We start from the raw sequence: 24,220 nt of genomic DNA, 5'->3' as shown, positions 1-24,220 counted from the left end.
TTCGCCGAGCCGTTGCAACCATTTGGCCCCAACGTGCATCCCCATGCAGCGGCCCACTTCCGGGCCCGGGCCTGCGGGCTTGTTTCGCCTTTCTATTGCTGCAAAAAATGACCTTCTCTACCGTTATCCTCGCCGGCCCGAGCTACCGGCTGCCGGCATGAGCGCCGCGACGTGGTTTGCTTTTGGGGCCGACGACGTGCTGCCCGACCAGACGCCCGTGGCGCCGCGCCTGACGGCCAGCCGCGGCGCCGTCACCGGCCCGCCCACCGAAGCCGAGCTCATCGACGGCTGCCTGCGGGGCCGGCAGCTGGCCCAAAAGCTGCTCTACGACAAGTACGCCGGCAAAATGATGGCCGTGTGCCTGCGCTACGCCCAAACCACCTTCGAGGCCGAAGACGTGCTGCAGGAAGGCTTCCTGACGGTGTTTCGGACCCTGGCCAGCTTCCGGCGCGAATGCCCGCTGGAGTTTTGGATTCGTCGTATCATGATTAATGCGGCGCTGCGCCAGCACCGCCGCAATGCCTCGCTGGTGGCAGTGAGCGACGGCGAGTACCCGCAGACGTTGGCCAGCGAAGAATTTACCCTTAGTAATTATAACTTCCAGGAGTTGCTGGAGATGGTGCAGGAGTTGGCTCCCCGCTACCGCATGGTCTTCAACCTTTACGCCATAGAAGGCTACAACCACAAAGAAATCGGAGAATTACTAGGCATCACCGAGGGCACGAGCAAGTCGCAATACTCCCGGGCCCGGGTCATCTTACAAACTAAATTGGAACGCCTCGGTGCTCCAACCCGCCATGTCAGCTAATCCTATCGAAGATAATTCTACGCCAAAACCCACCGGCAGCCTAGAGGACTTATTCCGCCATCACCTGGGGGAAGAAGCCGCCGTGCCGCCGCGCCCCATGCTCTGGGACCAGATTGACAATTCGCTGCTCATTCGCCAGAACGAAACCTACCGGCGTCGCCTTGCGGCCACGCGCTGGGTGGCCGCGGCCAGCTTGCTGCTGGCAACCCTGGCCGGCACCGGCTGGTGGGCGCACCGCGCCTCCGACATGGCCGGAGCAGAAGTCGCAACGCGCACGGTTGAGCCGCACACTGCCGCTTCGACCAGCACCGGCGCCGCCGCAACGGCTGGCAATGGCCGGTACAACGGCAACGGGCAAGCCGACCAAACGGCTGCTTCGGTAGCGGCAAATTCCAGCTCAACCGCTCGCAATTCCGCAGCTATTGCTGCATCCGGTATCACGCCGACCACTTCCGGGTCGGTTGCGCGCGCTACGTATCCGTCAGCTCAATCGGCTGTGGGCGCCAATTCGGCCCGTCGGGAAACGGGCTTTGGGCCAGGCGAGGTCCGCAACGAGTTGGAAAACGGCGTAGCAACTACCACTCGCAGCGCCGGACAACGCACTGCTGGCGCCGCGGCTGGCTCAACCGATGCTAACCCGACTGGCGCATCGAGTACCGAAACGGTGACTAGCCAAAACCAATCGGCCATTGCCGCGCGCACCTCACAGCCAACGAGCAGCGAAGCTCAGGGCCTGAGTGCCGCCGCCGACCGCACCGACAGCTCAATTCTGGTAGCGGCTGGAACAACAACCACGGCTGCCACAACCGCCGCTGCCGCAGCAACCACCACGGGTGCCGTGAGCGGTGCCGCTGCGGGCGCACCCACCATGGCGGCTTTCTCGCAAGCTTCGACGGTGGCGGCGGCCGAGCCAGTGAGCATGCTTGCTACTTCCCCGGCGTCGCTGGCCGTCTCCGTTCCTGCGGCGTTGCCCAACGGTTTGGCTACCCTGTCGCTGCCCGAAAACGCTGAAACAGCAGTGGCTTCGGAAGCGCGCAAATGGCACTTCGGGGGCAGCTACGCCGCTGGCGCCTTCAACCCAAACATCAACTTCTCCCGCGTTGGAATTGAGCCGGAGCACGACTACAACCCCGCCCTCGGGACCGACTCGCCGGCCTTGACGGAAGCCGCGGCGGCTCAGTATCGCGAAAACCTGCGCCCCGGCCTCGGCCAGCGCATTGCCCTGCAAGCCAAACGCCACCTCACGGGTCATTGGTCCCTGACGACGGGAGCCGAATTCAGTCAGTCCAGCGCCAAATCGGCTTCGGCTTCGGCATTTGTGGGCGAGCAGCCTGCTGGACCTGGGCCAGTTTAGCACCGGGCCCCTGCGCACCACCGACTTCCGCTACCGCACGGCCGGCATCCCGGTCGAGTTGAGCTACAGCAACCCCGCCAAACGCGGCTGGAGCCTGTACGGTCGCCTTGGCGGCGTGGTGAGCGCCCTGCTCGGCGTGCGCAGCGAGGTAGAAGGCAGCCCCGAAGCCACCCGCACGTATTCCATTGCCTCGGCCAGTACGCCGTACCGCCGCGTGTTGGGCAGCATTCGGGGTGGCGCCGGCGCCCAGTTCGGAGCAGGCAAATGGGCCATGACGCTGGGACCGGTGGCCGAGTTGGGCTTGGTTCCGCTGAACGCGCACCCGGCGCAGGGCTTCCTAGCCCAGAGCCGGCCGTATAGCTTCGGCGTAGAAGCCAGCGTAGAGTTCGGCCGGTAGCAGCTGGCTTTTCTTTCAGTCCTACAAACGCCCCGCCTTCCCAAGGCTGGGCGTTTGTGGTTTCACAGCCGGCCATTTCATTTCCTACGAAACCCAAAATACCGGTTTGTGGTTAAGTTAGGCTGACCTTTTCGGCCTACCTTTCCCGTTGCATGGAGTACCAACTGACCTCAGAATTTAAGCCCACCGGCGACCAGCCCACGGCCATTGCCAAGCTCGTGGAGGGCGTAAACAACGGCGAGTACGCCCAGGTGCTGCTCGGCGCCACCGGCACCGGCAAAACCTTCACCATGGCCAACGTCATTGCCCAAACCGGCAAGCCGGCCCTGGTGCTGTGCCACAACAAAACGCTGGCTGCCCAGCTTTACGGCGAATTCAAGTCGTTTTTCCCGAACAACGCCGTCGAGTACTACATCAGCTACTACGACTACTACCAGCCCGAGGCCTACATCGCCAGCTCCGACGTCTTCATCGAGAAGGACATGGCCATCAATCAGGAGATTGAGAAGCTGCGGCTGCACACCACCTCTACCCTGCTCAGCGGCCGGCGCGACATCGTCGTCATCGCCTCGGTGTCGTGCATCTACGGCATCGGCAACCCCGAGGAATTTGCCAAAAACGTCATTTTCCTGAAGCCGGGCATGCGCTACACGCGCAACAACCTGCTCTACCAGTTTGTGCAGATTCTGTATTCGCGCACCGAAGTGGAGTTTACGCGCGGCACCTTCCGGGTGAAGGGCGATACCGTGGACGTGTTTCCGGCCTACGCCGACCACGCGTTCCGCCTCTACTTCTTCGGGGATGAAATCGAGTCGGTGCACAAGATTGACCCGGTGAGCGGCAAGAAGCTCTCGGACGAGGCCAACGGCGTGGCGCTGTACCCGGCCAACCTCTTCGTGACCGGCAAGGAAACGCTGAACACGGCCATCAAGCAGATTCAGGACGACCTGGTGCTGCAGCACGCGTACTTCGAGAAAGAAGGCCGCGATGCCGAAGCCAAGCGCATCATGGAGCGCACCGAGTTTGACCTCGAGATGATTCGGGAGTTGGGCTACTGCTCGGGCATCGAGAACTACTCGCGGTACTTCGACCAGCGCACGCCCGGCTCGCGGCCGTTCTGCCTGCTCGACTATTTCCCCAACGACTTCCTGCTGGTGGTGGACGAAAGCCACGCCACCATGCCCCAAATCCGGGCCATGTGGGGCGGCGACCGCAGCCGCAAAACCGCCCTCATTGAGTACGGCTTCCGCCTACCCTCGGCCCTCGACAACAGGCCCCTGACCTTCAACGAGTTCGAGAGCATGTACCGGCAGGCCGTGTTCGTATCGGCTACGCCTTCGGACTACGAGTTGGAGCAGAGCGGCGGCATCATCGTAGAGCAGATTATCCGCCCCACCGGCCTGCTCGACCCGGAAATCGACATCCGCCCCAGCATCAACCAGATTGACGACCTGCTCGACGAAGTGGACGAGCGGGTGAAGCAGGGCGACCGGGTGCTGGTGACCACCCTCACCAAGCGCATGGCCGAGGAACTAAGCAAGTACATGGACCGCCTCGGCATCAAGGTAGAATACGTGCACTCCGACGTGAAAACGCTCGACCGCGTGGAGATTCTGCGCAAGCTGCGCCTGGGCGAAATCGACGTGCTTATCGGCGTGAACCTGCTGCGCGAAGGCCTCGACCTGCCCGAGGTGAGCCTCGTGGCCATCCTCGACGCCGACAAAGAAGGCTTCCTGCGCGACCAGCGCAGCCTGATTCAGACCATGGGCCGAGCCGCCCGAAACGACAAGGGCAAGGTGATTATGTACGCCGACCGCATCACGGGCTCCATGCAGCGCGCCATCGACGAGACCAACCGCCGCCGCGCCACCCTGGCGTACAACCAGGAGCATGGCATCACGCCGCGCACGGTGCGCAAGAGCCACGCCGAAATCCTGGGCCAAACGGCCTTGTCGGACTACCGCGTAATTGAGCCGCAGGCCTACGCCGGCCCCGACAGCGACGGCGGCTCGGCCCTGGCGCTAGCCGCCGAACCCGTGGTGGCCATGATGACCCGGCCGGAGCTGGAAAAGCTCATCAAAACCACCGAAAAGCAGATGGAAGCGGCCGCCAAGGAGCTCGACTTCCTCCAAGCGGCCAAGCTGCGCGACGAGCTGGCGGCCCTGAAAAACATGCTCAAGAGCAAGCGGGACTAGCCGGCTGGCATGGTACTCGAAAAGGGTTGGAAATGCCGCTTCTACGCGGCTTTTTCAACCCTTTTCCTGCTTTTGCCACCATGAAAAACGTGCTACTTTGGTTTGCGGCCCTGCTGTCTTGCCGTGTCGCCGCGGCTCAATCTATTCCGGTGCCTCCTCCACTCTCCGTGCTGCCCGCGCTGCCCGGAACCAGCATGCAACTCGTAGTGAGCACTACCACTGTGAGCAATGCAGCGGGAGTGCGCTACCAATACCAGCAGGTGCACCTCGACGACCACCGCATCTGGCTGGCGCCGGCCTGGCGCGGGCAGATAAAGCTGGAGCCCACCCGCAAATTCCTGAACTATGTGCCGTGGGTGAGCTGGACGGGCTGCTGCTTAAAGCCATCAACGAGATGGCTGCAGAGGGCTGGGAGCTGCTGGAAATCCGTGCCGTGTCGCGGCCGGTAGAAGCCGTGCAAAAGCTCGAAAGAGAATTGCAATTCAACGACCCCGAGCGCCCCGTTTATAAGGCACCACGTCCATCTCCACGTCTTCGCAGACGCGCTATCTTTTCCGCAAAGCCATAGTAAATTAGTGTAGGCCAGGCAACCACGACCCGGTTTCCTGCATCAATTGATTTACACCTTTATTCTGCTTTTTCCATGAAAATCCCTTTTTTCCTCCGCGCTGGTAGGCGCCGCCGTTGCGCTGGCCTCGTGCTCGGCGCAAGCCCAGGTAAAACAGCCCCGCCAGGTGGGCAGCTTCCAGGCCGTCAGCTCCAGTGGCGGCATTGATGTGTTTCTGACCCAGGGCTCCAGCACGTCGGTGGTAGTGGAGGGCACGCCCGAAGCCCAGGAGCACCTGGTTACGGAAGTAGAGGACGGCACGCTCCGCATCGGGTGGGAGCGCAACTACTCCTGGCGCCACCTGCTGAGCAACAACCGCAAAGTCAACGTCTACATCACCTGCCCCAGGCTCACGGGCCTGGCGCTGAGCGGGGGCGCCGATGCCAAAGGCGAATCAACCTTCCGGGCCGACGACTTTCGGATTGAGGCCAGCGGCGGCAGCGACGTGAAACTGGCCCTGACGGCCAAAACTCTCACCGTGCAGGCCTCCGGCGGCAGCGATGTGGACCTGTCCGGCCGCGTGGAGCGCCAGCGAGTGGAAGTGAGCGGGGCTCCGACTACGACGGTTTCGCCCTGCAAAGCAAAACCGCCAACGTGAGCGCCAGCGGCGGTTCCGACGTCAACGTCTCGGTCGAAGACGAAATCTCCTCCAGCGCCTCGGGCGGCAGCGACGTGCGCTACAAAGGCGACCCGCGGGTGGCCAACAACAGCAGCGGCGGAGGCGGCAGCGTGCGCCGGGTGCAGTAACGCTCCAAGTCGCTGGTGCTGCTATTGTTTCAGCTCAACTGCAACCATAACGTCTGTCATGCTGAGGCACGAAGCATCTACTCACGGCTCAACGATTAGTTCGTCGGCGATAAGATGCTTCGTACCTCAGCATGACAGGCGTTATGGTGTTTGAAGCTCAAGCATATATAAATGCGCCTTACGGCTGCTTGTAGAGCACGCCGCCTTTCATCACCAGCCGCACGTTGCGCACGGCGCTTACGTTCTGGGTGGGGTCGCCGGTTACTGCCACCATATCGGCCAGCAGGCCGGGGCGGATGCTGCCGCGGTCGGCGAGGTGGAAAATCCGGGCATTGCCGCTGGTGGCCTGGCGCAGCACCTGCAGCGGCGTGAGGCCGAAGTCGCGCACCGCCTGCTCCATTTCGCGGGCGTTGTCGCCGTGGGTAAACACGCCCACATCGCCGCCCATGGCCAGCGTTACGCCCGCTTTGAGGGCCGCTTTCACGCTTTCGTGCTTCTGCTGAATGCGGGGCGGCAGGGCGTCCTGGCCCTTTTTCCAGCCGCGGTACTGGGCAATGGCATCGCCGGCGGCCACGGTGGGGCACAGCGCCACGCCGCGCTGCTTCATCAGCTTGAATATTTCGGGGGTACCGTCGTCGCCGTGCTCAATGGTTTCGACCCCTGCCAGGATGGCGCGCCGCATGCCCTCGGGCGTGGAGGCGTGGGCCACTACGCCCCGGCCGGCGGAGCGCGCCGTTTGCACAATCAGCGTTAGCTCATCCTGCGAAAAAGTGGGCTGCGACGTACCGTTTGGGCCCCAGCGATAGTCGGCGTACACCTTGATGAGGTCGGCGCCCTTGCCGATTTGCTCCCGCACGGCCCGCACGATGCCGTCCACGCCGTCGGCCTCCTGCGCGCCCTGGGGCACGTCGATGTCGGTGGCCAGCTTGGGGCCGTAGCTGCCCGTGGCCACCAGGGCCAGGGTAGCCACCAGCAGGCGCGGCCCGGGCACAATACCCTGGTTGATGGCCTGTTTCAGCCCAACATCGGCGTAGCCCGCCCCTTCGGAGCCCAGGTCGCGGGCGGTGGTGAAGCCGGCCAGCAGCGTGCGTTGGGCGTGCACGGTGGCCCGCGCCACCCGCAAGGCCTGCGACTCGAGCAGCACCTGGTCATTCCAGGGCGTCTCGTTGTAGGGGTGCAGCAGCATATGCGCGTGGCCCTCTATCATCCCCGGCATCAGGGTGAGGCCGGGCAGCTCCAGGGTGCGGGCCCCGGCTGGCGCGGTGAGCTGGGCGGCCGGGCCCGCGGCCGTGATTTTATCGTTCTCGACCAGTACTGCCCAGCCGGAGTGCATGGCCTGCCCGTCGAACACCGCGGCGGGCCGCAGCAATGTTACGGGCGAGGCTACCGTTTGGGCCCGTAGCGCCCCGGCACAACAAACCAGGAGCAGGCTCCAGCCCAACTTCCTGACATGACTAGTTGATTGATAAAGGCCACGCACTTGTTGTGGTGCGGCCCGGCAAACGTTCGACAACATTAGCACGTGCGGTTATGGATACGTGATGACGCAGCGAAGCTAGTGGATTGGCCCTACCTATCGTTCATTAATCGCTGCCTTTGGCTGCGGGCCGAAATGCGCTTGTGGCACCTCACCTCGGCTCCTCTCAATAAAATAGGGAGCCTGACGAGTGTAGCGCGGACTTTTAGTCCGCGAGTCGCTCGATTCTACCCGTTCAGGCGCGGACTAAAAGTCCGCGCTACGTTCGCGCCGTCGTGGCTCCCCTCTCCAAGGGAGAGGGTCCGGGGGTGAGGTTCCGCCGGGTTGGGGTCCCACCAAGCCCCAGCCCAGCTTCCCAAAGAGGCTTGAAATAGGTGCTTCCTCGTTTACTTCGCTCCATGCTGAAAACCACCATCCAGTCCATTGAAATTTTCAAGCTGTTCCTACCGCTGAAGGAGCCCTTTGTGATTTCGCTGGGGCCCATCAATGAGGTGCAAAATGTAGTCATCCGCATCCGGACGGCCGACGGCTGCACTGGCTATGGCGAGTGCAGCCCCTACCTCACCATCAACGGCGAGAGCATCGACACCTGCTTTGCCGTGGCTCAATACCTGGCGCGGGGCCTCCACGGGCACGATGCCCTGGACCTGGCCGGCGGCGTGGCCCTGATGAACCGCATCATCTACGGCAACAGCAGCATCAAAAGTGCCTTCGATATGGCCCTGCACGACATTGCAGCCCAACAAGCAGGCGTGCCGCTCTACGCTTTCCTGGGCGGGCACACCAACAAGGTGCTCACCACCGATATGACCGTGAGCCTCGGGCCGCCAGACAAGATGCAGGCCGATGCCATCCGGTTTCAGCAGCAGGGCTTCCCGGCCATCAAAGTAAAGCTGGGCGAAACCCTGGCGGCCGACGTGGCGCGCATCCGGGCCATCCGGGAAGGCATCGGGCCCGACCACCCCTTGCGCATCGACGCCAACCAAGGCTGGCACACGGCCGACGCGGCCATTGCCGTGCTTCAGGCGCTGGCGCCCTTCCGCATCGACCATTGCGAAGAGCCCATCTCCCGCCACCTGTTCATGGACCTGGCCCGGGTGTCGGCCGCCTCCCCCATCCCCATCATGGCCGACGAAAGCTGCGGCGATGAGCACGACGCCGCCCGCCTGATTGAGCTACGCGCCTGCCCCCAGTTCAACATCAAGCTGGGCAAGTCGTCGGGGCTGCACCGGGCCCAGAAGATTGTGGAGCTGGCGCCGCCGCGGGCATGGTGCTGCAAGTCGGCGGCTTCATGGAATCGCGCCTGGGCATGACCGCCGCCGCGCACCTGGCCCTGACCAGCGATGCCATCCACCACTGCGATTTCGATACCCCGCTGATGTACGCCGAAGACCCTGTGGTCGGCGGCATTCGTTACCTGGCCAATGGCGTGATTGAAGTTCCCACCCGTCCCGGCCTGGGTGCCGTTATCGACGAGCAATACCTGCGGCACGCGGAAAAATGGGTGTTTGAGTGATTGAACAACTCACCCATTCCCAATCTATCTACATCTAGATAAATGCAAAAAGGCAGCCAGGATATTCCTGGCTGCCTTTTTAAGTAGAAGCTTCAGTTACTGAAGCAAGCTCAACTACCGCATGATGGTGATGCGCTTGTTCTCCACTTTGCCGTTGGTAATCATGCGGCAGAAGTACACACCATCCGCAATGTTCTCACGAGAGAGGGAGATGTAGTACTCGCGGCCGCTTTCAACTTCGGCATTGTAGAGCGTGGCAACCAGTGCACCTACCTGGTTGTAGAGGTACACCTGAGCCTTGCCACCCTTCTCCGTGTGGAAGTGGATGGTGGCTTTCTCTGCCATCGGGTTCGGGTAGATTTCCAGGAGGTTGCTGTCTGCCTCACGCTTGGCAGCAGGACCGTTGGTCGTAGCAGTCTGCGTAGTGCTGGCGGTGTTTGAGTTTTGAGTTGTTGGGCAAACGACATCACCGCTGCGCACTGACAGGTTGCCGCCGTTAAGAAGAACCTCACCCAGCGCACCGCTACCGCTTGCCGAGAATACCAGCGCACCACCTTCTCCCTGAACACCTCTCCATATTTCAATTCGGATTTTGTCAGTTCCTGGGCCTTGCTCCCCGTCGGTCATGGATACGAACAAGTTCAGGTTACCCTCGCTGGTTCCCAAGGCCAGATTGTTCAGATTGCCTTTGCTGCTGAACGTGGCTTTTTGTGAACAAGCATTGCTAGCATCAACAGCTAAAGACCCTAAGGCCGTAGCCTTGAATTGGTACATAGTTCCTGCAGCGCTTCTGAACATCAGGTTAAGGTAGCCCTGCGTGTTTTTAACTGACTTGTTCCATTTGATGTTGAACCCAAAGTTCACCTTACGGGTGAGGTCAAGTTTGTTTTCAAAGTAAGCAACACTAGCAGCCACATTGCCACCACCAGTTACGAAGTCCTGAGAGGGCCTCGAAACGTTGATGTTATCAAAGTCACTGACAGAGGTGTAATAGCCATTTACTTTAGTCTCAATGGTGTAAACCACACCTACTTCATTACCAATGTCGAAGGTGAAGTCGCGCTGAGCAATACCGACCATCGTGTTTCCGGAAGTAACCAAGGTTACAGGAACATTCAATATTGTTGCGACAGCTGCATCGCCGACGAACTTCTTGATGATAAAATCAACGGTTGCATTTGTGATATTACCAGCGTTAGGGTCACTTGCCGCATTGTAGGCCGTGATATCCTGCACTTGGGCTCTTAATGTAACAGTGGCCGTGTTAGAGGTAGCTCCACCAGTGCTCGCATACTGAGCGCCAATGTAGTCAACCCGGGCATCTTCTTGAGTTACTACAAAATTCGCCGATGTGTAGGTGATGTTGTAGTTAGAAGAAGTGAGTCCGCCAGGCGTAATCTGGTATGTGCCTGGTCCACTCGACACAGCTCTGTTGGTCTCCAGTTTGGCGGTCGTAGTAAAGCTGAGGGTACCGCCAACTGCTGTTTCGCCGTAAACAAAGCCAGAGTAGCTAGCAGTGAATGCCGGTACTATATCACTGTACTGCACATTAGCAACACTGTTTGCCGTTACGGTAAGGGCAGCCGGATTAACATTGATGGTCACTGTCTTGGTTGCCGTTGTGTAGTTGACAGCATCTGTGGGCGTGAAGTCCACTTTCAAAGACTGACTTTGACCGGCCGAAAGCTTGGTGCCAGACGCAGGTGAGTAGACATATGTGCCATTTACATTGGCGGCGGCATTCAACTGTGTAGGAGACAAGGCTGTGCCATAAGTGATGGCAGAAGGATTGTTCCACGTGATAGTCGGCGTAGCCTGGCCGATGACCAGCGTGCCCGTGGCCGAGCCCGCGTAGTTCGGGTTCACCAGCGTGGCCACCACGTCGTAGGAGCCCGCGTTGGTGGGCGCCGTAGCCGAGCCATTATAGGTGAAGGTGAAGCTGCTCGTGCCCGACACGGTGGTCGAGGCCGTGGCCGACAGGGCCAAGCCGGTGTAGGTCTGGCTCAGGCTGGCCAAGGTCACCGTAGCCGTGGCCTTCTCGATGACCAGCGTGCCCGTGGCCGAGCCCGCGTAGTTCGGGTTCACCAACGTGGCCACCACGTCGTAGGAGCCCGCGTTGGTGGGCGCCGTAGCCGAGCCATTATAGGTGAAGGTGAAGCTGCTCGTGCCCGACACGGTGGTCGAGGCCGTGGCCGACAGGGCCGAGCCGGTGTAGGTCTGAGTTAAGCTGGCCAGCGTGATGGTGCTGCTCGCGGCGGCCTTCTCGATGACCAACGTGCCGCTAACCGGACTGGCCGTGTAGTTCGGGTTGTCCAGCGAAGCCACCAGCGCGTACGTCCCCGCGTTGGCGGGCGCCGTGGTGGCCCCCGCATACGTGATGCTTGCCCCGCTCAGGTCGGCCGGCGTGGTCGTCACCGCCACTTCTTTGGCATCGCCGTCGTAGGTGAAGGTGCTCGCGCCCAGCGCCAGCGTGGCCGTGGCCTTGCCGATGACCAGCGTGCCGGCTTTCGTACCCGCGTAGTTCGGGTTCACCAGCGTGGCCACTACAGCATAGCTGCCGGCGTTGGTGGGCGCCGTGGCGCTCGCCGTACCCGCCACCCCGTTGGTCAGCAAGGCATACGTAAAGGTGAAGCTGCTCGTGCCCGACACGGTGGTCGAGGCCGTGGCCAAGCGCGGCGAGCCGGTGTAGGTCTGGCTCAGGCCGGCCAAGGTCACCGTAGCCGTGGCCTTCTCGATGACCAGCGTGCCCGTGGCCGAGCCCGAGTAGTTGGCGTTGCTCAGCGTGGCCACCACGGCGTAGGAACCCGCGTTGGTGGGCGCCGCGGCGCTCGCCGTACCCGCCACCCCGTTGGTCAGCAAGGCATACGTAAAGGTGAAGCTGCTCGTGCCCGAGACGGTGGTCGAGGCCGTGGCCAAGCGCGGCGCACCCGTGTACGTCTGGCTCAGGCCGGCCAGCGCGATGCTGCTGCTCGCGTCGGCCTTCTCGATGACCAGCGTACCGGTGGCATTGGGAGCCGAGTAGTTCGGGTTGGTCAACGTGGCGACTAGGTCGTAAGAACCCGCATTGGCGGGCGCCGTGGCCGAGCCATCATACGTGATGGCTGCCCCGCTCAAGCCGGCGGGCGTGGTCGTCACCGCCACTTCTTTGGCATCGCCGTCGTAGGTGAAGGTGCTCGCGCCCAGCGCCAGCGTGGCCGTGGCCTTGCCGATGACCAGCGTGCCAGCTTTCGTACCCGAGTAGTTGGCGTTGCTCAACGTGGCCACCACGGCGTAGGAACCCGCGTTGGTGGGCGCCGCGGCGCTCGCCGTACCCGCCACCCCGTTGGTCAGCAAGGCATACGTAAAGGTGAAGCTGCTCGTGCCCGAGACGGTGGTCGAGGCCGTGGCCAAGCGCGGCGCACCCGTGTACGTCTGGCTCAGGCCGGCCAGCGCGATGCTGCTGCTCGCGTCGGCCTTCTCGATGACCAGCGTACCGGTGGCATTGGGAGCCGAGTAGTTCGGGTTGGTCAACGTGGCGACTAGGTCGTAAGAACCCGCATTGGCGGGCGCCGTGGCCGAGCCATCATACGTGATGGCTGCCCCGCTCAAGCCGGCGGGCGTGGTCGTCACCGCCACTTCTTTGGCATCGCCGTCGTAGGTGAAGGTGCTCGCGCCCAGCGCCAGCGTGGCCGTGGCCTTGCCGATGACCAGCGTGCCAGCTTTCGTACCCGAGTAGTTGGCGTTGCTCAACGTGGCCACCACGGCGTAGGAACCCGCGTTGGTGGGCGCCGCGGCGCTCGCCGTACCCGCCACCCCGTTGGTCAGCAAGGCGTAGGTAAAGCTGAAAGTGCTCGTGCCCGAGACGGTGGTCGAGGCCGTGGCCAAGCGCGGCGCACCCGTGTACGTCTGGCTCAGGCCGGCCAGCGCGATGCTGCTGCTCGCGTCAGCTTTATCGACAGTAAGCGTGGCGGCCGTGCTAGTAGCGCTGGGGCACAAGTGCCGCTAACAACCACATAATAGTCATCGGCGTCACTGGTAGTAAGCGAAGCTATGGAGTATGTGGCATTTGTTGCGCCGCTTATAGCCGTCTGCGGACCAGGAGTTCCTTTATACCACTGATAGCTCAGGCCTGTACCGGTTGCCGTAGCCGTAAAGGTTACGGACTGGTCCACCGTCTTGCTAGCAGACTGCGGTTGGCCTGTGATAGCAGGCACAGCATTAATAATTACCGTGGCCGTGGCCGTCACGGCCGCGCAGCCGCCACTGGCGGCGATGGTGTTGGTCACCGTGTAGGTGCCCGGCGCCGAGGTCGAGGCCGTGATGGCACCCGTCGACGCATCCAGGCTTAGGCCCGTGGCAGCAGTAAATGTACCGGTGCTAGCGCCTGAGGCCAACGTGGCCGCTTGGCTGCCCGTAGCGCTGGTGCAGTAAGGCGAACCAGCATACGAGAACGCCGCAATGGGTGCCGCTGTAATGGTGACGCTGGCCGTGGCCGAGGTAGCTGCGCAGCCGCCGCTGGCGGCGATGGTGTTGGTCACCGTGTAGGTACCTGGCGTGCTGGAGCTGGGCGTAATCTCGCCATTCGAAGCATCTATTATCAAGCCTGCGGGAGAAGCCGAGAACGTGCCCGCCGTAGCACCTTCGCCCAATGCTACCTTAGCCGAAGAAACAGTCGTGCAGTAGGGAGTAGCGGCATATGAGAAGGTCGCCACCGCTCTATTCGTAATGGTGACGCTGGCCGTGGCCGAGGTAGCTGCGCAGCCGCCGCTGGCGGCGATGGTGTTGGTCACCGTGTAGGTACCTGGCGTGCTGGAGCTGGGCGTAATCTCGCCATTCGAAGCATCTATTATCAAGCCTGCGGGAGAAGCCGAGAACGTGCCCGTAGTGGCGCCTGCGCCCATTGTCGCTGCAACGGCAGGGGAGGACGTGCAATAAGGCGTGCCTGCGTATGAGAAGGTAGCTTTAGGCGCCGCAGTAATGGTAACACTAGCCGTGGCCGAGGTGGCCGCGCAGCCACCGCTAGCGGCGAGGGTGTACGTGATGGTGTAGGCCCGCCGGCCGCGCTGTTGGCCAAGTCAATGACGCCGGTGCTGGCGTTGATGCTTAACGCGCTCGGCGCCGAGAACGTGCCGCCCGTCGTGCCCGTTACGGTTGGGGTTGGGTTGGTGCCCGTTTTGCAGTAAGGCGAGCCAGCGTACGAGAACACTGCGCTAGGTGCTGCGTTGATGGTGACGCTGGTCGTGGCCGTCACGGCCGCGCAGCCGCCGCTGGCAGCGATGGTGTTGGTCACCGTGTAGGTGCCCGGAGTTGAAGCCGAGGCCGTGATGGCACCCGTCGACGCATCCAATATCAGACCATCGGTCGAGCTAAATGTACCGGTCGTTGCCCCGGCGGCCAACGCGGCCGCCTGGCTGTCCGAAGCACTGGTGCAATAAGGTGAACCAGCATACGAGAATGCCGCGCTTGGCGCCGCAGTAATGGTAACACTGGCCGTAGCCGAGGTTGCCGCGCAGCCGCCCGAAGCAGCTACCGCATAGGTAACGGTGTAAGGCCCGCCCACCGTGCTGGATGCTAGGTTAATGACGCCGGTGGTGGGGTTGATACTCAGCGCACTTGGGGCTGAGAACGTGCCGCCCGCCGTGCCTGTGACGGTCGGAGAAGGGTTGGTGCCCGTCTTGCAAAACGAAGCGGCACTGTAGCTGAAGGCCGCGCTGGGCGCAGCGTTGATGGTAACGTCTTTGGTGGCCTTGGCCTCTGCGCAGCCGCCCGAGGCAGCCACCGTGTAGCTGATGGTGGCCGGACCCGCGCTGACGCCGGTGACCACACCCGAAGTGCTAACGGTGGCAACCGCCGTGTTCGAGCCTGCTCCACGCACCGCCGGTGGTGGTCGTGCTCAGGGTGGTCGTGCCGCCCACGCAGGCCGAGGCCGTGCCGCTGATGGCCGCTACGCTGGGCGCAGCGTTGATGGTAACGTCTTTGGTGGCCTTGGCCTCTGCGCAGCCGCCCGAGGCAGCCACCGTGTAGCTGATGGTGGCCGGACCCGCGCTGACGCCGGTGACCACACCCGAAGTGCTAACGGTGGCAACCGCCGTGTTCGAGCCTGCTCCACGCACCGCCGGTGGTGGTCGTGCTCAGGGTGGTCGTGCCGCCCACGCAGGCCGAGGCCGTGCCGCTGATGGCCGCTACGCTGGGCGCAGCGTTGATGGTAACGTCTTTGGTGGCCTTGGCCTCTGCGCAGCCGCCCGAGGCAGCCACCGTGTAGCTGATGGTGGCCGGACCCGCGCTGACGCCGGTGACCACACCCGAAGTGCTAACGGTGGCAACCGCCGTGTTCGAGCCTGCTCCACGCACCGCCGGTGGTGGTCGTGCTCAGGGTGGTCGTGCCGCCCACGCAGGCCGAGGCCGTGCCGCTGATGGCCGCTACGCTGGGCGCAGCGTTGATGGTAACGTCTTTGGTGGCCTTGGCCTCTGCGCAGCCGCCCGAGGCAGCCACCGTGTAGCTGATGGTGGCCGGACCCGCGCTGACGCCGGTGACCACACCCGAAGTGCTAACGGTGGCAACCGCCGTGTTCGAGCCTGCTCCACGCACCGCCGGTGGTGGTCGTGCTCAGGGTGGTCGTGCCGCCCACGCAGGCCGAGGCCGTGCCGCTGATGGCCGCTACGCTGGGCGCAGCGTTGATGGTAACAGCAACAGTACCGGTGGTAAAAGCCGTTGTTATGCTACCACAACCACTTGTGGTCGGAGCGGTAGTCTGAGTAACTTGGCAGAAGTAATACCGAGTTCCAGCTGTCGTCGTTGACGGAGAATAACTATTTAGCGTTGTATTAGTGTTTCCGCTCGTCGGTCCTTGAACACGCGTTGCATTTGTTGTGCTGGTTGTATTAGTTAAATTGTAGTACCAGCTATATGTAATGTTTGCTTTAGACCCACCTGAACCAGCATTACAAACAGAAAGCACTGGTGTAAGCGCCGTAGATGAACCACCTAAGCACACTGTCTGCGCAGTAGCAGTAATAGGAGATATGGCAACTCCTGATGGGTATTCGGTGCCGAATGAAGCAAATGAACTCAGCAGCAGGAGCAGCAAGAACCCGTAGGCCTTGAAGTATCTCCCGCTTGGTGTGGGGGTAAGTTTTTGTTCATAAATGTGGTTGGGGTGGGTTTACAAACGGTTTAATAACTATTTATTAAGTGCAATAATCTACGGAAGGACTTCCTAGAAAAGAGGAGTTCTTGTTGTGCTATCCAGTTTTTGGGTCTGTACAAAATGGATTCAAAGCTAACCATCACTTTTCGAATAAAAAAGTTGTTTTATAGAATTTATACGGATTTTAACCAATATATTATTAGAATATGACGAATAGATGAGGTTAAAAATGGCAAAATGTCTGTCTTTGGTATTTTCAAGGCATTATTTTGTAATAAATGCAAATATATAATTTTTCTATTTTTTAATTGAGCTACACCCAAATTTTTAATATAGCAGAACACTAACACAGTGTGTTCAACACAATAATTTGATTAACAAGTAATTAATATCATGTCGCAGGTAATAATGGGCTCTCTACCCACCAAAAAATCGAAGTAGCCTCATTCTGTCACCTATTATTCTTCGCCTCAGTCCAGAGCTTCTTAGGCCTGGCGCCTTTTATAGGTCCCGGGTTACAAACCAGTATATTTTTCTTATTAATCAGGATTGCACCCTTAAAAGTGCAATTTTTAAGTGCGCAACAGTTCTTTGTAAGCAGAATAATTGCATACTAACTAATGAGCATAAGTGAGGAGGTAACATATCCTTTTTTGCAAGCAGCAATGCGCGGCATATTCCCTCATAAATCGGTTTGAGGCACTAAGAACCATATGCGTGCTTTTATAAGGCCTTGTTAAGGCTCGCCAGTAGCAAAAGCAACAGCTCAGGCAGAGTAACACCACTGGATAAAGCCTGGAAAGCATGAAGGCACTTGCCATCCCGTATTAGTGGCTTCTTTTAAAACCGCATTCCAATGGGTTGGCCTGGCAAATTGCAGTCATTGGGCTTAGCAGTGCAGGCTGAGTGCCGCATAGCCTGCGCTGAGCTTAGGGAGGATGGGTTTAGCTATTAAGCGTCCAGCACGCTGCTTTGCACCCAAAAAGCCCCGGCCTGGTTGGCCGGGGCTTTTTGCTTTCACTTATACCTTAGCCAAACTTTAGGGACGGGCGGCGTGGCGTGGCTACCAGTTGGCGCGCCGCGCTGCTCGGGCTGCAGCACCCGGATAAACTTGCTGGTCAGCTCAATCAGGCCGTCGTGCCGGAATTCGCTCAGCGTGCGGCTCAACGACTCGGGGGCCGTGCCGATGAGAGCGGCCATGTCGTCGCGCGAGAGTTGAATGAGCGGGTTGGCGGCGTCGAGGTGGCGCTGCTGCTCGTGCAGGCGCAGGATGGTGTCGGCCACGCGCTTGCGCAGCGAGTTGTAGGCCATGTCGAGCAACAGCTCTTCCTGCTCGCGCACGCGGCCGGCCAGCAGGCGCACAAACTGCTGGCTGACGGCGGGGTTGCGGTTGAGCAGCTGGGTAAAATCGTCGGCCGGGATGTAGAGCAGCGTGCTGTCTTCCACAGCCACGGCCGAGTCGTGGTGCTCGGTGCCCTCGAGCAAGGCTTTGTAGCCAAAAAAGTCGCCGGCTTGGTAGAGGCCCGTAATCAGCTCCTTGCCGGCGGCGGTGGCCTTGCTGGTTTTCACACGGCCGGCCTGCACGAAGTAGAGGCGCGTGGCCTCGTCGCCTTCGGCGTACACAATCTGCTTGCGGGGCACGGCGTGGGGCTTGCGGTCGGCCGAGAGGCTGGTGAGGTTGCCCACTTTCTGGGCGTCGTTGAGGAACTCGTGCAGGCCGCCGGCGTGCAGGTCGTAGTCGGGCTTGAGGTTCTGGAAGCGGGCCAGGCGGCCGGCAATGGCGCTGAGCAATTCGCTGCTGTCGAAGGGCTTGGTGAGGTAGTCGTCGGCGCCCAGCTCCATGCCGCGGCGCAGGTCGTTACGCTCGGTTTTGGCGGTGAGGAAGATGAAGGGCACACCCGAGAGCTGCGGGTTCTGGTTGAAGATGTGCAGCACGCCGTAGCCGTCGAGCACGGGCATCATGATGTCGCACACCACGAGGTCGGGCCGCGTTTCCAGGGCTTTTTCCACCCCCACCTTGCCATTTTCAGCCGTGAGCACCGCGTAGCCCGTCATCTCGAGGATTTCGGCGGTGTTTTCCCGGATGAAGTCGTTGTCCTCAATCAGCAGAATGGTTTTCATAGGGGATGGTTAGGGTGACGGTGGTGCCCACGTCGAGCGTGCTCTCCAGGGCAATGGTGCCGTTCATCAGCTCAAGGTACTTGGCAATAATGTAAAGGCCCAGGCCGGTGCCGGGCACATTGGTCACGTTGCGGGCCCGGAAGAAGCGCTCAAACAGATGCTCCTGGTCTTCGCGGGAAATGCCCACGCCCTGGTCCTGCACCGTGAGGGTGAGCTGGCCCTCGGCACAGGTGGCGCGCACGCGCACCACCGAGTTTTCGCCCGAGTACTTGAGGGCGTTGGACAGCAGATTCACCAGGATTTTGCGCAGCAGCGAGGCGTCGAGCCACACCGTTTCGGGACAAGTCACGTCCTGCTCGATGGTCTGGCCGTGCTTGAGCAGGCCCTGCACGTCGACCACGGTTTCCTGCAGCAGCTCGGGCAGGCTCAGCAGGGCCGGGCGCGCTTCCACCTTGCCTTCCTCGATGCGGCCCACCGAGAGAAACTCTTCCAGAATGTCGTTCAAGTGGTTCACCGACTGGCGAATGCGCTCGAGGTGGCGCAGGCGCTTGTCCTGCTGCTCGGTGGCCGGGTACTGCTCAATGAGAGAGGCCGAAGTGAGCACGGCGGTGAGCGGCGTGCGGAACTCGTGCGAGGCCATGGACACGAAGCGCGACTTGAGCTCGCCGAGCTCCTGCTCGGCGGCCAGGGCCTTGGACAGCTCGTCTTTGCGCTGCTCGAGCCTGCTCGAGGGTGCTGAGCAGCGCGTGGGTGCGGTCGGCCACCTTCTGCTCCAGCTCGGCGTTGAGCCGCTCCACGCGCTGGCGCTCGGAAATCAGGGCCTGCTGGGCGTTCTTTTTATAGGTAATGTCCAGCACGTAGGACACCACGAACAGCTCTTCGTCGAGGGAAAAGTAGCTCAGGCTCACTTCGACGGGAAACACCGAGCCGTCGCGGCGCAGGGCTTCGAGGTCGCCGCTGTGGGCGCCCATCGAGCGCACCGACGGGGAAGCGTTGAAGGACTCGCGCAGCTGCCGGTGCTGGCGCCCGCTGGCGTTGGGCACCAGCGCCTCGATGAGCTCGCCGGTGAGCGTGCCCTCGGGGTAGCCAAACAGCTGATGGGCCATCTGGTTGGCCGACACGATGACGCCCACCCGGTTGCACACCAGGATGCCGATGGTGGCGTTGGCAAACACGGCCTCGAAGCGGCGCACGCTCAGGGCCAGCTCCTGCTCCACCTGGTGCAGCCGGTTCTGCTCGGTGATGCGCACCAAAAACAGCGGCGTGCCTTCCTCCTGGAAATACGTCGGCTCGACGCAACTCTGAAAGGCCGAGCCGTCGGGCCGGATGACTTCGGTTTCGGCGTCCTGCCGGCCCCGTTGGCGAGCCTGTTCGCGGAGGGCGTCCCAGTCGGCGGTCGAAAAGGCGGCGGTGCGCAGCGCGCGACTGGGTTCGGCCAGAAACTCCTGCACCGAGGCGTACCCCATCAGCCGCGCCCCCGCCGGATTGACGCGCCTAAACCAGCCCAGCCCGGGGTCGTAAATCCCCAAAAACTCGGGGGTCTGCTCGATGAGCACATCGGTTAAGGAACGCGAGAAGGAGTCGGCGGGCATAAGGGAGGCAGAAGACGGCGGAACAGCGCAACGCCGAACTCAACAATACGTACCAGCAACGGTTGTAAGTTGAGCCAGTGCAGGGGGTGCCAAAGTTCGTCAAAATACGCCAAAAACCGGGCTATGACAAATGTCAAGCTGCAGCTTGAGGAGGCTCATATAGCCCCCAAAACGGGAAATTACTTTTACGGCACGCTAACTACTAATTACTGATGTTCCTTTCTTCCCACTCGCCCGCATTGCGTCCGGAGACGGCCGTGCTGCTCGTGATGCTGCCGCTGGTGCCGTTCGGGGAAGTAGCTCCCGACGCGCTCAACAATGCTTCCATTCTGGCCCTGCAACGGCGGCTCGGGCCGGCGGTCCGGGTCCTGAAGGTCGACGAGGCCAGCCACCCCGCCGTGGTTCGCAGCTTCGGCACGCCCGCGCTGCCGGCCTGCGTGCTGGTGCGCCAGGGCGTGGAGCTGTGGCGGCACGAGGGCCTGCCCGAAGACGAATCCAGCGTGAACACGCTGCTGCAAGCCGCCCGCGCTCAGCCGCAGGCTCGCTAAGCTGCCGGCAGCAGCCCGGCGCGAATCAGCCTTAAAAGCAACGTGGCCCCGGGCTTATCAGCGCCCGGGGCCACGTTGCTTTTCTTTGTTCGTAGCCTAACCCAGAGTGGCTACTGCACGGGCAGCACCAGCACGGGTATTTTGCTGTGCAGCAGCACGTGGGCCGTTACGCTCTCGTGAAACAAGCGGCCCAGCACGCTGCGCCGGCGGGCCAGCAGCACCACCGCGTCGTAGTCGGCAGGGCGGGCGGCGGCCACAATGGCCTCGCCCGGGTCGGCGCTCACCACGTGGCGGCTGTGGGGCGGGGCCAGCGATGCGGCCAGGCCGCTTTGCAGCACCGATTCGAGGGCCGCATCGGCGCTGAAGCCGGCCTCCGGCGCGCAGTTGAATACCGTGGCTCGGCGTGCAGCGCCTGCAGCAGGTCCTGGGCCGTGGGGCCAAAGTCTCCTAAGGCAAACGGCTCGCCGTCGGCGGCCAGCAGCAGGCGGCGGGGCGAGGCCGTGCTGGCCACCGTGGGCGGCACCACCAGCATGGGGTAAGGCGCGTCCTGCAGGATGTCGACGGCCGTGGTGGAGTTCACCTCGTCGGGCACCTCGTCCCAGTTGGGCCGGCTGAGCACGATGAGGGCCGGGCGGTGGCGCTTCACGGCATCGGCCACGGCCGGCAGCACGCGGCCGTGGCCTACTTCGGTCACGGCGGGCACGGGCAGCTTGTGCACCAGGCTGTCCAGGGCCAGCTTCACGGCGGAGGTGCTCAGATGGGGCGCGTCGCTCACCAGCGCCTCGGGGTCCAGCAGGGAGTCGCGGCGTACGTGCAGCAGCACCAGCCGCGCCTTGAGCGGGGCGGCCAGGTTGGTGGCGTAGTCGAGGGCCCGGCTGGACGCCTTAAAGAAATCGGTAAGTACGAGCAGCGTGGGTGCATCCATGGTGAACAGGAAAAGGAGCTATGGCAAAAAGGAAACCGGCGGCGCGACAGGCAAAAATTGAGCTAACTGGCGCCGTCGTTTCACGCCCACCGCTCAGCCATGTCTCAACGTGAAACCTATTGGCAGCATCATGCAGCCAATAGTTCGAAGGGCTAAGGTATATGGCAAGATAACAAATCAGCTAGTTACCTTATTGTTAACAAACCAAAAGAGCTGCACGGATACGCGTGCAGCTCAACTTGTGGCCCAGGGGCCGCCGCATAGGCAGCCGCTACAGGTAAATGAGCACCTGCGCAGCCTGCACGCATTCCAGGCTGTGCTCGGTGCCGGCCGGAAACACCACGTAGTCGCCGGCCACGTAGTTATTCGGCTCGCCGGCCACGGTGATGCGCATTTCGCCGCTCAGCACCACGGCCAGCACGTCGTGGGGCGCGTGGTGCGGGGCCATGCCCTGGCCGGGCTCGAAGCGCTTGCGCAGCACGCGGTGGCCGTCGCGCTTGAGCAGTACGCTGGTGTTGGCATCGTCGGGGCGGGTGTGGGTGCCCGTGAGCAGGCTGCCGTTGGCAATTTCCATGGAGAAGGGGGTTAGGGTTAGAGAATGGAGAGCCGGCTGGGGCGCAGCCGGGCTTCGAAAACGCGGGCAATGTTCTGGGCGCGGAGCTTGGCCTCATCGGCTACCGGCCCGGCAAACAGCTCATCCACGGTGCGGAAAAACAAGGTCAGCCAGTGCTGAAAATGCGCCTCGTTGATGGGCAGCGGAATGTGCTTGAGAAACGGCTGGCCGCTGTAGCGCGCGGTGTGCAGCAGGATGCTGCTCCAGAAATCGTACATGCGCGGCAGGTGGGCCGGCCAGTCCACGTGAGCAAAGTCGTTGAAGACGGGCGCCAGCAGCGGGTCGGCATTCACCTTGTCGTAGAACGTATCGACGAGGGCCTTGATGTCGGCTTCGGTCTGGATATCGGGGCGGGAGTCGGTCATAGCGGTAGGAAAGAATGCGGAGTGGCCGTTGGGCTGATTGCTCAGGCGTACTGGTGCAGGTGGCGCACCGGTTGCTTTGGCGGGCGGTTGAGCACCCGGTACGCCAGCGTGCCCGTGCCGAGCAGCAGCAATAGCTTGATGGCTTCCATAACTACGTATACAATGTGCAGGGAATTGGGCGGCGGGGCGTTGCCGCTGAGCAGGGCTTCGGCCCGAACATCGAGCGCCGGCAGCAGCCAAAAGGTTTGCAGGAGCAGCACGAAGGCGAGCAGCGCCACGCCCAGCGCCACCCGCCGCGGCACGTGCAGGTACACGGCGCTGATGGCGGCCAGCGTGCACAGCACGATTTCGACCTTATTCAGCGCGTGAAACACCACGCGGCCAATGCCCACGCCCAGCGCCACCGTAATGTACGGCGCGGTGAACTTGAGCGGGGCTTCGAGAAAGGAGATGGCGGCCACCATGCCGGCCCACAGCAGCAGGGCGGCGACTAGCAGAAGGGAGAGCGATTGGCGCATAAACAAGGAGGCAGGGCAATGATAGACGGGCCTGGAGGCGGCACAAAGGTCCCCTCCCACCCCGGTGCTAACCCTAACATTAATCAAGCCCGCGGATGATAGTCGTCATCGTACCCGCTCTTTTCGGCCCGGAGCTTTGTAGCCGAACCCACCGTGCCTGCCCGTGCCCGCCGTCCTCGAACAACCTCTTACCCGTGTTGCCTGCGCCCACTGCGGCGAAACGTGCCCGCCCGAGCCGTTGCTGCTGGCCGACAAGCCCTTCTGCTGCGCCGGCTGCCGCACGGTGTACGAGCCTGCTCGACGCCAACAACCTCTGCACCTACTACCGCCTCGACGCTCAGCCCGGCCTGAAAGTGAAGGAAATTGAGCTGCCCGGCCGCTTCGACTACCTCGATTCGGAAACCGTGCAGGCCCAGCCTGCTGGCGTTTCGCTCGCCGGAGCGGGCGCGGCTCACGCTGCAGGTGCCCCAGATGCACTGCACCTCCTGCATCTGGCTACTCGAAAACCTGCCCCGGCTCAACCCCGGCATCGTGGAGGCGCGGGTGCAGTTTCTGCGCAAGGAAATCACCATTACCTATTTAACTGCCGAAACCAGCCTGAAGGACGTGGTGCAGCTGCTGGCCTCGGTGGGCTACGAGCCCCAGATTACGCTGGCTGAGCTGGGCGCGCAGCCGCACCGCGCCGGCCGCACGCTGTACTACCAGGCTGGGTTTAGCCGCCTTTGCCTTTGGAAACGTGATGCTCCTGGCCCTGCCCGAGTATTTCTCCTTTGTGGAAGACCTGCAGGCGGGGTTCGGGCGCTTTTTTGGCTACCTGAGTTTGGCGCTGGCGCTGCCGGTGCTGCTGTATAGCGCCCGCGGGTTCTTTCGCTCGGCGTGGCAGGGCGTGCAGCAGCGCTACATCAACCTCGATTTTCCGATTAGCCTGGGCTTGGCCTCGCTATTCAGCGTGAGTACTTACGAGGTACTCTCGGGCAGTGGGCCGGGGTATTTCGACTCGTTTACGGGCCTGGTGTTCTTCATGCTGATTGGCAAGTGGGTGCAGCAGCATACGTATGACGCCCTGCGCTTCGACCGCGACTTCACCTCGTATTTCCCGGTGGCCGTGACGCGGCTCACGCCCGCGGGCGAGCAGTCCATCTCGGTGAAGGAGCTGAAAAAGGCCACCGCATCCGGGTGCGCCACCAGGAAGTGATTCCGGCCGATGCCGTGCTGCTGCGCGGCGCCGGGCAGATTGACTACTCCTTCGTGTCGGGCGAGAGCACGCCGGTGGCCCGCGCCTCGGGCGAGCCTGGTGTACGCCGGCGGCC

General features: G+C 62.0%; 23 protein-coding genes and 4 pseudogenes. 12 read left to right on the top strand and 15 right to left on the bottom strand.

Annotation, left to right across the window (positions count from 1 at the left end; translation table 11 throughout):
- Window positions 1–43 precede the first annotated feature (43 nt).
- From ACFQT0_RS05790 to ACFQT0_RS05765, 6 genes and pseudogenes are all read left to right on the top strand, one after another.
- Window positions 44–808: an RNA polymerase sigma factor gene (locus ACFQT0_RS05790; protein ID WP_380201150.1), complete on the top strand. Its 765-nt coding sequence runs from the start codon at window positions 44–46 to the stop codon at window positions 806–808.
- Window positions 798–2,162, top strand: coding sequence for a hypothetical protein (locus ACFQT0_RS05785; RefSeq protein WP_380201148.1), 1,365 nt, complete (start codon window positions 798–800; stop codon window positions 2,160–2,162). The genes ACFQT0_RS05790 and ACFQT0_RS05785 overlap by 11 nt, the downstream gene beginning before the upstream one ends.
- Window positions 2,125–2,559 (top strand): hypothetical protein, encoded by a 435-nt coding sequence (locus ACFQT0_RS05780; RefSeq protein WP_380201146.1) that lies wholly within the window; start codon window positions 2,125–2,127, stop codon window positions 2,557–2,559. The genes ACFQT0_RS05785 and ACFQT0_RS05780 overlap by 38 nt, the downstream gene beginning before the upstream one ends.
- 152 nt (window positions 2,560–2,711) lie before the next feature.
- On the top strand, window positions 2,712–4,754 hold the full coding sequence (gene uvrB / locus ACFQT0_RS05775) for an excinuclease ABC subunit UvrB (protein WP_380201144.1): 2,043 nt from the start codon (window positions 2,712–2,714) through the stop codon (window positions 4,752–4,754).
- An 80-nt stretch (window positions 4,755–4,834) separates the two neighbouring features.
- On the top strand, window positions 4,835–5,203 hold the full coding sequence (locus ACFQT0_RS05770) for a hypothetical protein (protein ID WP_380201142.1): 369 nt from the start codon (window positions 4,835–4,837) through the stop codon (window positions 5,201–5,203).
- A 285-nt stretch (window positions 5,204–5,488) separates the two neighbouring features.
- A pseudogene (locus tag ACFQT0_RS05765) lies at window positions 5,489–6,108 on the top strand (head GIN domain-containing protein).
- A 178-nt stretch (window positions 6,109–6,286) separates the two neighbouring features.
- Here the strand turns inward: ACFQT0_RS05765 and ACFQT0_RS05760 are convergent.
- Window positions 6,287–7,477: a metal-dependent hydrolase family protein gene (locus tag ACFQT0_RS05760; protein ID WP_380201140.1), complete on the bottom strand. Its 1,191-nt coding sequence runs from the start codon at window positions 7,475–7,477 to the stop codon at window positions 6,287–6,289.
- Window positions 7,478–7,983: 506 nt separating this feature from the next.
- Here ACFQT0_RS05760 and ACFQT0_RS05755 point away from each other — a divergent pair.
- Window positions 7,984–9,101, top strand: a pseudogene (locus tag ACFQT0_RS05755) (mandelate racemase/muconate lactonizing enzyme family protein).
- Window positions 9,102–9,215: 114 nt separating this feature from the next.
- Here the strand turns inward: ACFQT0_RS05755 and ACFQT0_RS05750 are convergent.
- The 9 genes and pseudogenes from ACFQT0_RS05750 to ACFQT0_RS05710 form a co-directional block, all read right to left on the bottom strand.
- Window positions 9,216–13,076 carry an MBG domain-containing protein gene (locus tag ACFQT0_RS05750; RefSeq protein ID WP_380201138.1) on the bottom strand — a complete coding sequence of 1,287 codons (3,861 nt, stop codon included), beginning with the start codon at window positions 13,074–13,076 and terminating at the stop codon, window positions 9,216–9,218.
- Window positions 12,992–13,981, bottom strand: coding sequence for a putative Ig domain-containing protein (locus ACFQT0_RS05745; protein ID WP_380201136.1), 990 nt, complete (start codon window positions 13,979–13,981; stop codon window positions 12,992–12,994). The genes ACFQT0_RS05750 and ACFQT0_RS05745 overlap by 85 nt, the downstream gene beginning before the upstream one ends.
- Window positions 13,930–14,904, bottom strand: a complete 975-nt coding sequence (locus tag ACFQT0_RS05740; protein WP_380201134.1) for a hypothetical protein — start codon at window positions 14,902–14,904, stop codon at window positions 13,930–13,932. The genes ACFQT0_RS05745 and ACFQT0_RS05740 overlap by 52 nt, the downstream gene beginning before the upstream one ends.
- Before the next feature lie 10 nt (window positions 14,905–14,914).
- Window positions 14,915–15,142, bottom strand: coding sequence for a hypothetical protein (locus ACFQT0_RS05735; protein ID WP_380201132.1), 228 nt, complete (start codon window positions 15,140–15,142; stop codon window positions 14,915–14,917).
- 10 nt (window positions 15,143–15,152) lie between these two features.
- Entirely contained in the window at window positions 15,153–15,380 is a 228-nt protein-coding gene (locus ACFQT0_RS05730; protein WP_380201132.1) for a hypothetical protein, read from the bottom strand.
- A gap of 10 nt (window positions 15,381–15,390) precedes the next feature.
- Window positions 15,391–15,618: a hypothetical protein gene (locus tag ACFQT0_RS05725; RefSeq protein ID WP_380201132.1), complete on the bottom strand. Its 228-nt coding sequence runs from the start codon at window positions 15,616–15,618 to the stop codon at window positions 15,391–15,393.
- 1,673 nt (window positions 15,619–17,291) lie between these two features.
- A pseudogene (locus ACFQT0_RS05720) lies at window positions 17,292–18,349 on the bottom strand (response regulator).
- Complete coding sequence (locus ACFQT0_RS05715; protein ID WP_380201130.1) at window positions 18,327–18,989, bottom strand: sensor histidine kinase; 663 nt, start codon at window positions 18,987–18,989, stop codon at window positions 18,327–18,329. The pseudogene ACFQT0_RS05720 and the gene ACFQT0_RS05715 overlap by 23 nt, the downstream one beginning before the upstream one ends.
- Complete coding sequence (locus ACFQT0_RS05710; protein ID WP_380201128.1) at window positions 18,928–19,941, bottom strand: PAS domain-containing protein; 1,014 nt, start codon at window positions 19,939–19,941, stop codon at window positions 18,928–18,930. Before ACFQT0_RS05710 ends, ACFQT0_RS05715 begins: the two co-directional genes overlap by 62 nt.
- Window positions 19,942–20,153: 212 nt before the next feature.
- Here ACFQT0_RS05710 and ACFQT0_RS05705 point away from each other — a divergent pair, with 212 nt between their 5' ends.
- The gene (locus ACFQT0_RS05705) at window positions 20,154–20,489 is read left to right on the top strand and encodes a thioredoxin (protein ID WP_380201126.1); all 336 of its coding nucleotides are present in this window, start codon (window positions 20,154–20,156) and stop codon (window positions 20,487–20,489) included.
- A gap of 110 nt (window positions 20,490–20,599) precedes the next feature.
- On the opposite strand, the gene ACFQT0_RS05700 is transcribed toward ACFQT0_RS05705, so the two are convergent.
- The 5 genes from ACFQT0_RS05700 to ACFQT0_RS05680 all read right to left on the bottom strand — a co-directional run bounded on the left by ACFQT0_RS05700 (window position 20,600) and on the right by ACFQT0_RS05680 (window position 22,910).
- Window positions 20,600–20,827, bottom strand: a complete 228-nt coding sequence (locus ACFQT0_RS05700) for a universal stress protein (RefSeq protein WP_380201124.1) — start codon at window positions 20,825–20,827, stop codon at window positions 20,600–20,602.
- On the bottom strand, window positions 20,770–21,414 hold the full coding sequence (locus tag ACFQT0_RS05695; RefSeq protein ID WP_380201122.1) for a universal stress protein: 645 nt from the start codon (window positions 21,412–21,414) through the stop codon (window positions 20,770–20,772). Before ACFQT0_RS05695 ends, ACFQT0_RS05700 begins: the two co-directional genes overlap by 58 nt.
- A 271-nt stretch (window positions 21,415–21,685) precedes the next feature.
- A complete protein-coding gene (locus ACFQT0_RS05690; RefSeq protein ID WP_380201120.1) occupies window positions 21,686–21,988 on the bottom strand; it encodes a cupin domain-containing protein in 303 nt (100 codons plus the stop codon).
- Window positions 21,989–22,005: 17 nt separating this feature from the next.
- Complete coding sequence (locus tag ACFQT0_RS05685; RefSeq protein WP_380201118.1) at window positions 22,006–22,392, bottom strand: group III truncated hemoglobin; 387 nt, start codon at window positions 22,390–22,392, stop codon at window positions 22,006–22,008.
- Between the two features lie 41 nt (window positions 22,393–22,433).
- Window positions 22,434–22,910 carry a hypothetical protein gene (locus ACFQT0_RS05680; protein WP_380201116.1) on the bottom strand — a complete coding sequence of 159 codons (477 nt, stop codon included), beginning with the start codon at window positions 22,908–22,910 and terminating at the stop codon, window positions 22,434–22,436.
- A gap of 163 nt (window positions 22,911–23,073) precedes the next feature.
- Between ACFQT0_RS05680 and ACFQT0_RS05675 the strand changes: the two genes are divergently transcribed.
- From ACFQT0_RS05675 to ACFQT0_RS05660, 4 genes and pseudogenes are all read left to right on the top strand, one after another.
- On the top strand, window positions 23,074–23,277 hold the full coding sequence (locus tag ACFQT0_RS05675; protein WP_380201114.1) for a hypothetical protein: 204 nt from the start codon (window positions 23,074–23,076) through the stop codon (window positions 23,275–23,277).
- Window positions 23,278–23,381: 104 nt separating this feature from the next.
- Entirely contained in the window at window positions 23,382–23,762 is a 381-nt protein-coding gene (locus tag ACFQT0_RS05670) for a hypothetical protein (protein ID WP_380205920.1), read from the top strand.
- Window positions 23,749–24,105, top strand: coding sequence for a hypothetical protein (locus ACFQT0_RS05665; RefSeq protein WP_380201112.1), 357 nt, complete (start codon window positions 23,749–23,751; stop codon window positions 24,103–24,105). Before ACFQT0_RS05670 ends, ACFQT0_RS05665 begins: the two co-directional genes overlap by 14 nt.
- Window positions 24,087–24,137: pseudogene (locus ACFQT0_RS05660) on the top strand (hypothetical protein); the annotation flags it as partial. The gene ACFQT0_RS05665 and the pseudogene ACFQT0_RS05660, both read left to right, overlap by 19 nt.
- Between the last annotated feature and the right edge of the window lie 83 nt (window positions 24,138–24,220).

This window comes from Hymenobacter humi (assembly GCF_042665855.1).
Classification (GTDB): Bacteria; Bacteroidota; Bacteroidia; order Cytophagales; family Hymenobacteraceae; genus Hymenobacter; species Hymenobacter humi.
This window is presented reverse-complemented; position numbering and strand designations above follow the sequence as displayed.

Bases quoted from the DNA above. Each gene is read 5' to 3' on its own strand.
- ACFQT0_RS05790 (WP_380201150.1), top strand. From the start codon at position 44: ATGCAGCGGCCCACTTCCGGGCCCGGGCCTGCGGGCTTGTTTCGCCTT.
- ACFQT0_RS05785 (WP_380201148.1), top strand. From the start codon at position 798: ATGTCAGCTAATCCTATCGAAGATAATTCTACGCCAAAACCCACCGGC.
- uvrB (WP_380201144.1), top strand. From the start codon at position 2,712: ATGGAGTACCAACTGACCTCAGAATTTAAGCCCACCGGCGACCAGCCC.
- ACFQT0_RS05770 (WP_380201142.1), top strand. From the start codon at position 4,835: ATGAAAAACGTGCTACTTTGGTTTGCGGCCCTGCTGTCTTGCCGTGTC.
- ACFQT0_RS05745 (WP_380201136.1), bottom strand. From the start codon at position 13,981: ATGGGCGCAGGCGCCACTACGGGCACGTTCTCGGCTTCTCCCGCAGGC.
- ACFQT0_RS05715 (WP_380201130.1), bottom strand. From the start codon at position 18,989: ATGGCCTCGCACGAGTTCCGCACGCCGCTCACCGCCGTGCTCACTTCG.
- ACFQT0_RS05710 (WP_380201128.1), bottom strand. From the start codon at position 19,941: ATGCCCGCCGACTCCTTCTCGCGTTCCTTAACCGATGTGCTCATCGAG.
- ACFQT0_RS05705 (WP_380201126.1), top strand. From the start codon at position 20,154: ATGTTCCTTTCTTCCCACTCGCCCGCATTGCGTCCGGAGACGGCCGTG.
- ACFQT0_RS05695 (WP_380201122.1), bottom strand. From the start codon at position 21,414: ATGGATGCACCCACGCTGCTCGTACTTACCGATTTCTTTAAGGCGTCC.
- ACFQT0_RS05690 (WP_380201120.1), bottom strand. From the start codon at position 21,988: ATGGAAATTGCCAACGGCAGCCTGCTCACGGGCACCCACACCCGCCCC.
- ACFQT0_RS05685 (WP_380201118.1), bottom strand. From the start codon at position 22,392: ATGACCGACTCCCGCCCCGATATCCAGACCGAAGCCGACATCAAGGCC.
- ACFQT0_RS05680 (WP_380201116.1), bottom strand. From the start codon at position 22,910: ATGCGCCAATCGCTCTCCCTTCTGCTAGTCGCCGCCCTGCTGCTGTGG.
- ACFQT0_RS05670 (WP_380205920.1), top strand. From the start codon at position 23,382: ATGCACTGCACCTCCTGCATCTGGCTACTCGAAAACCTGCCCCGGCTC.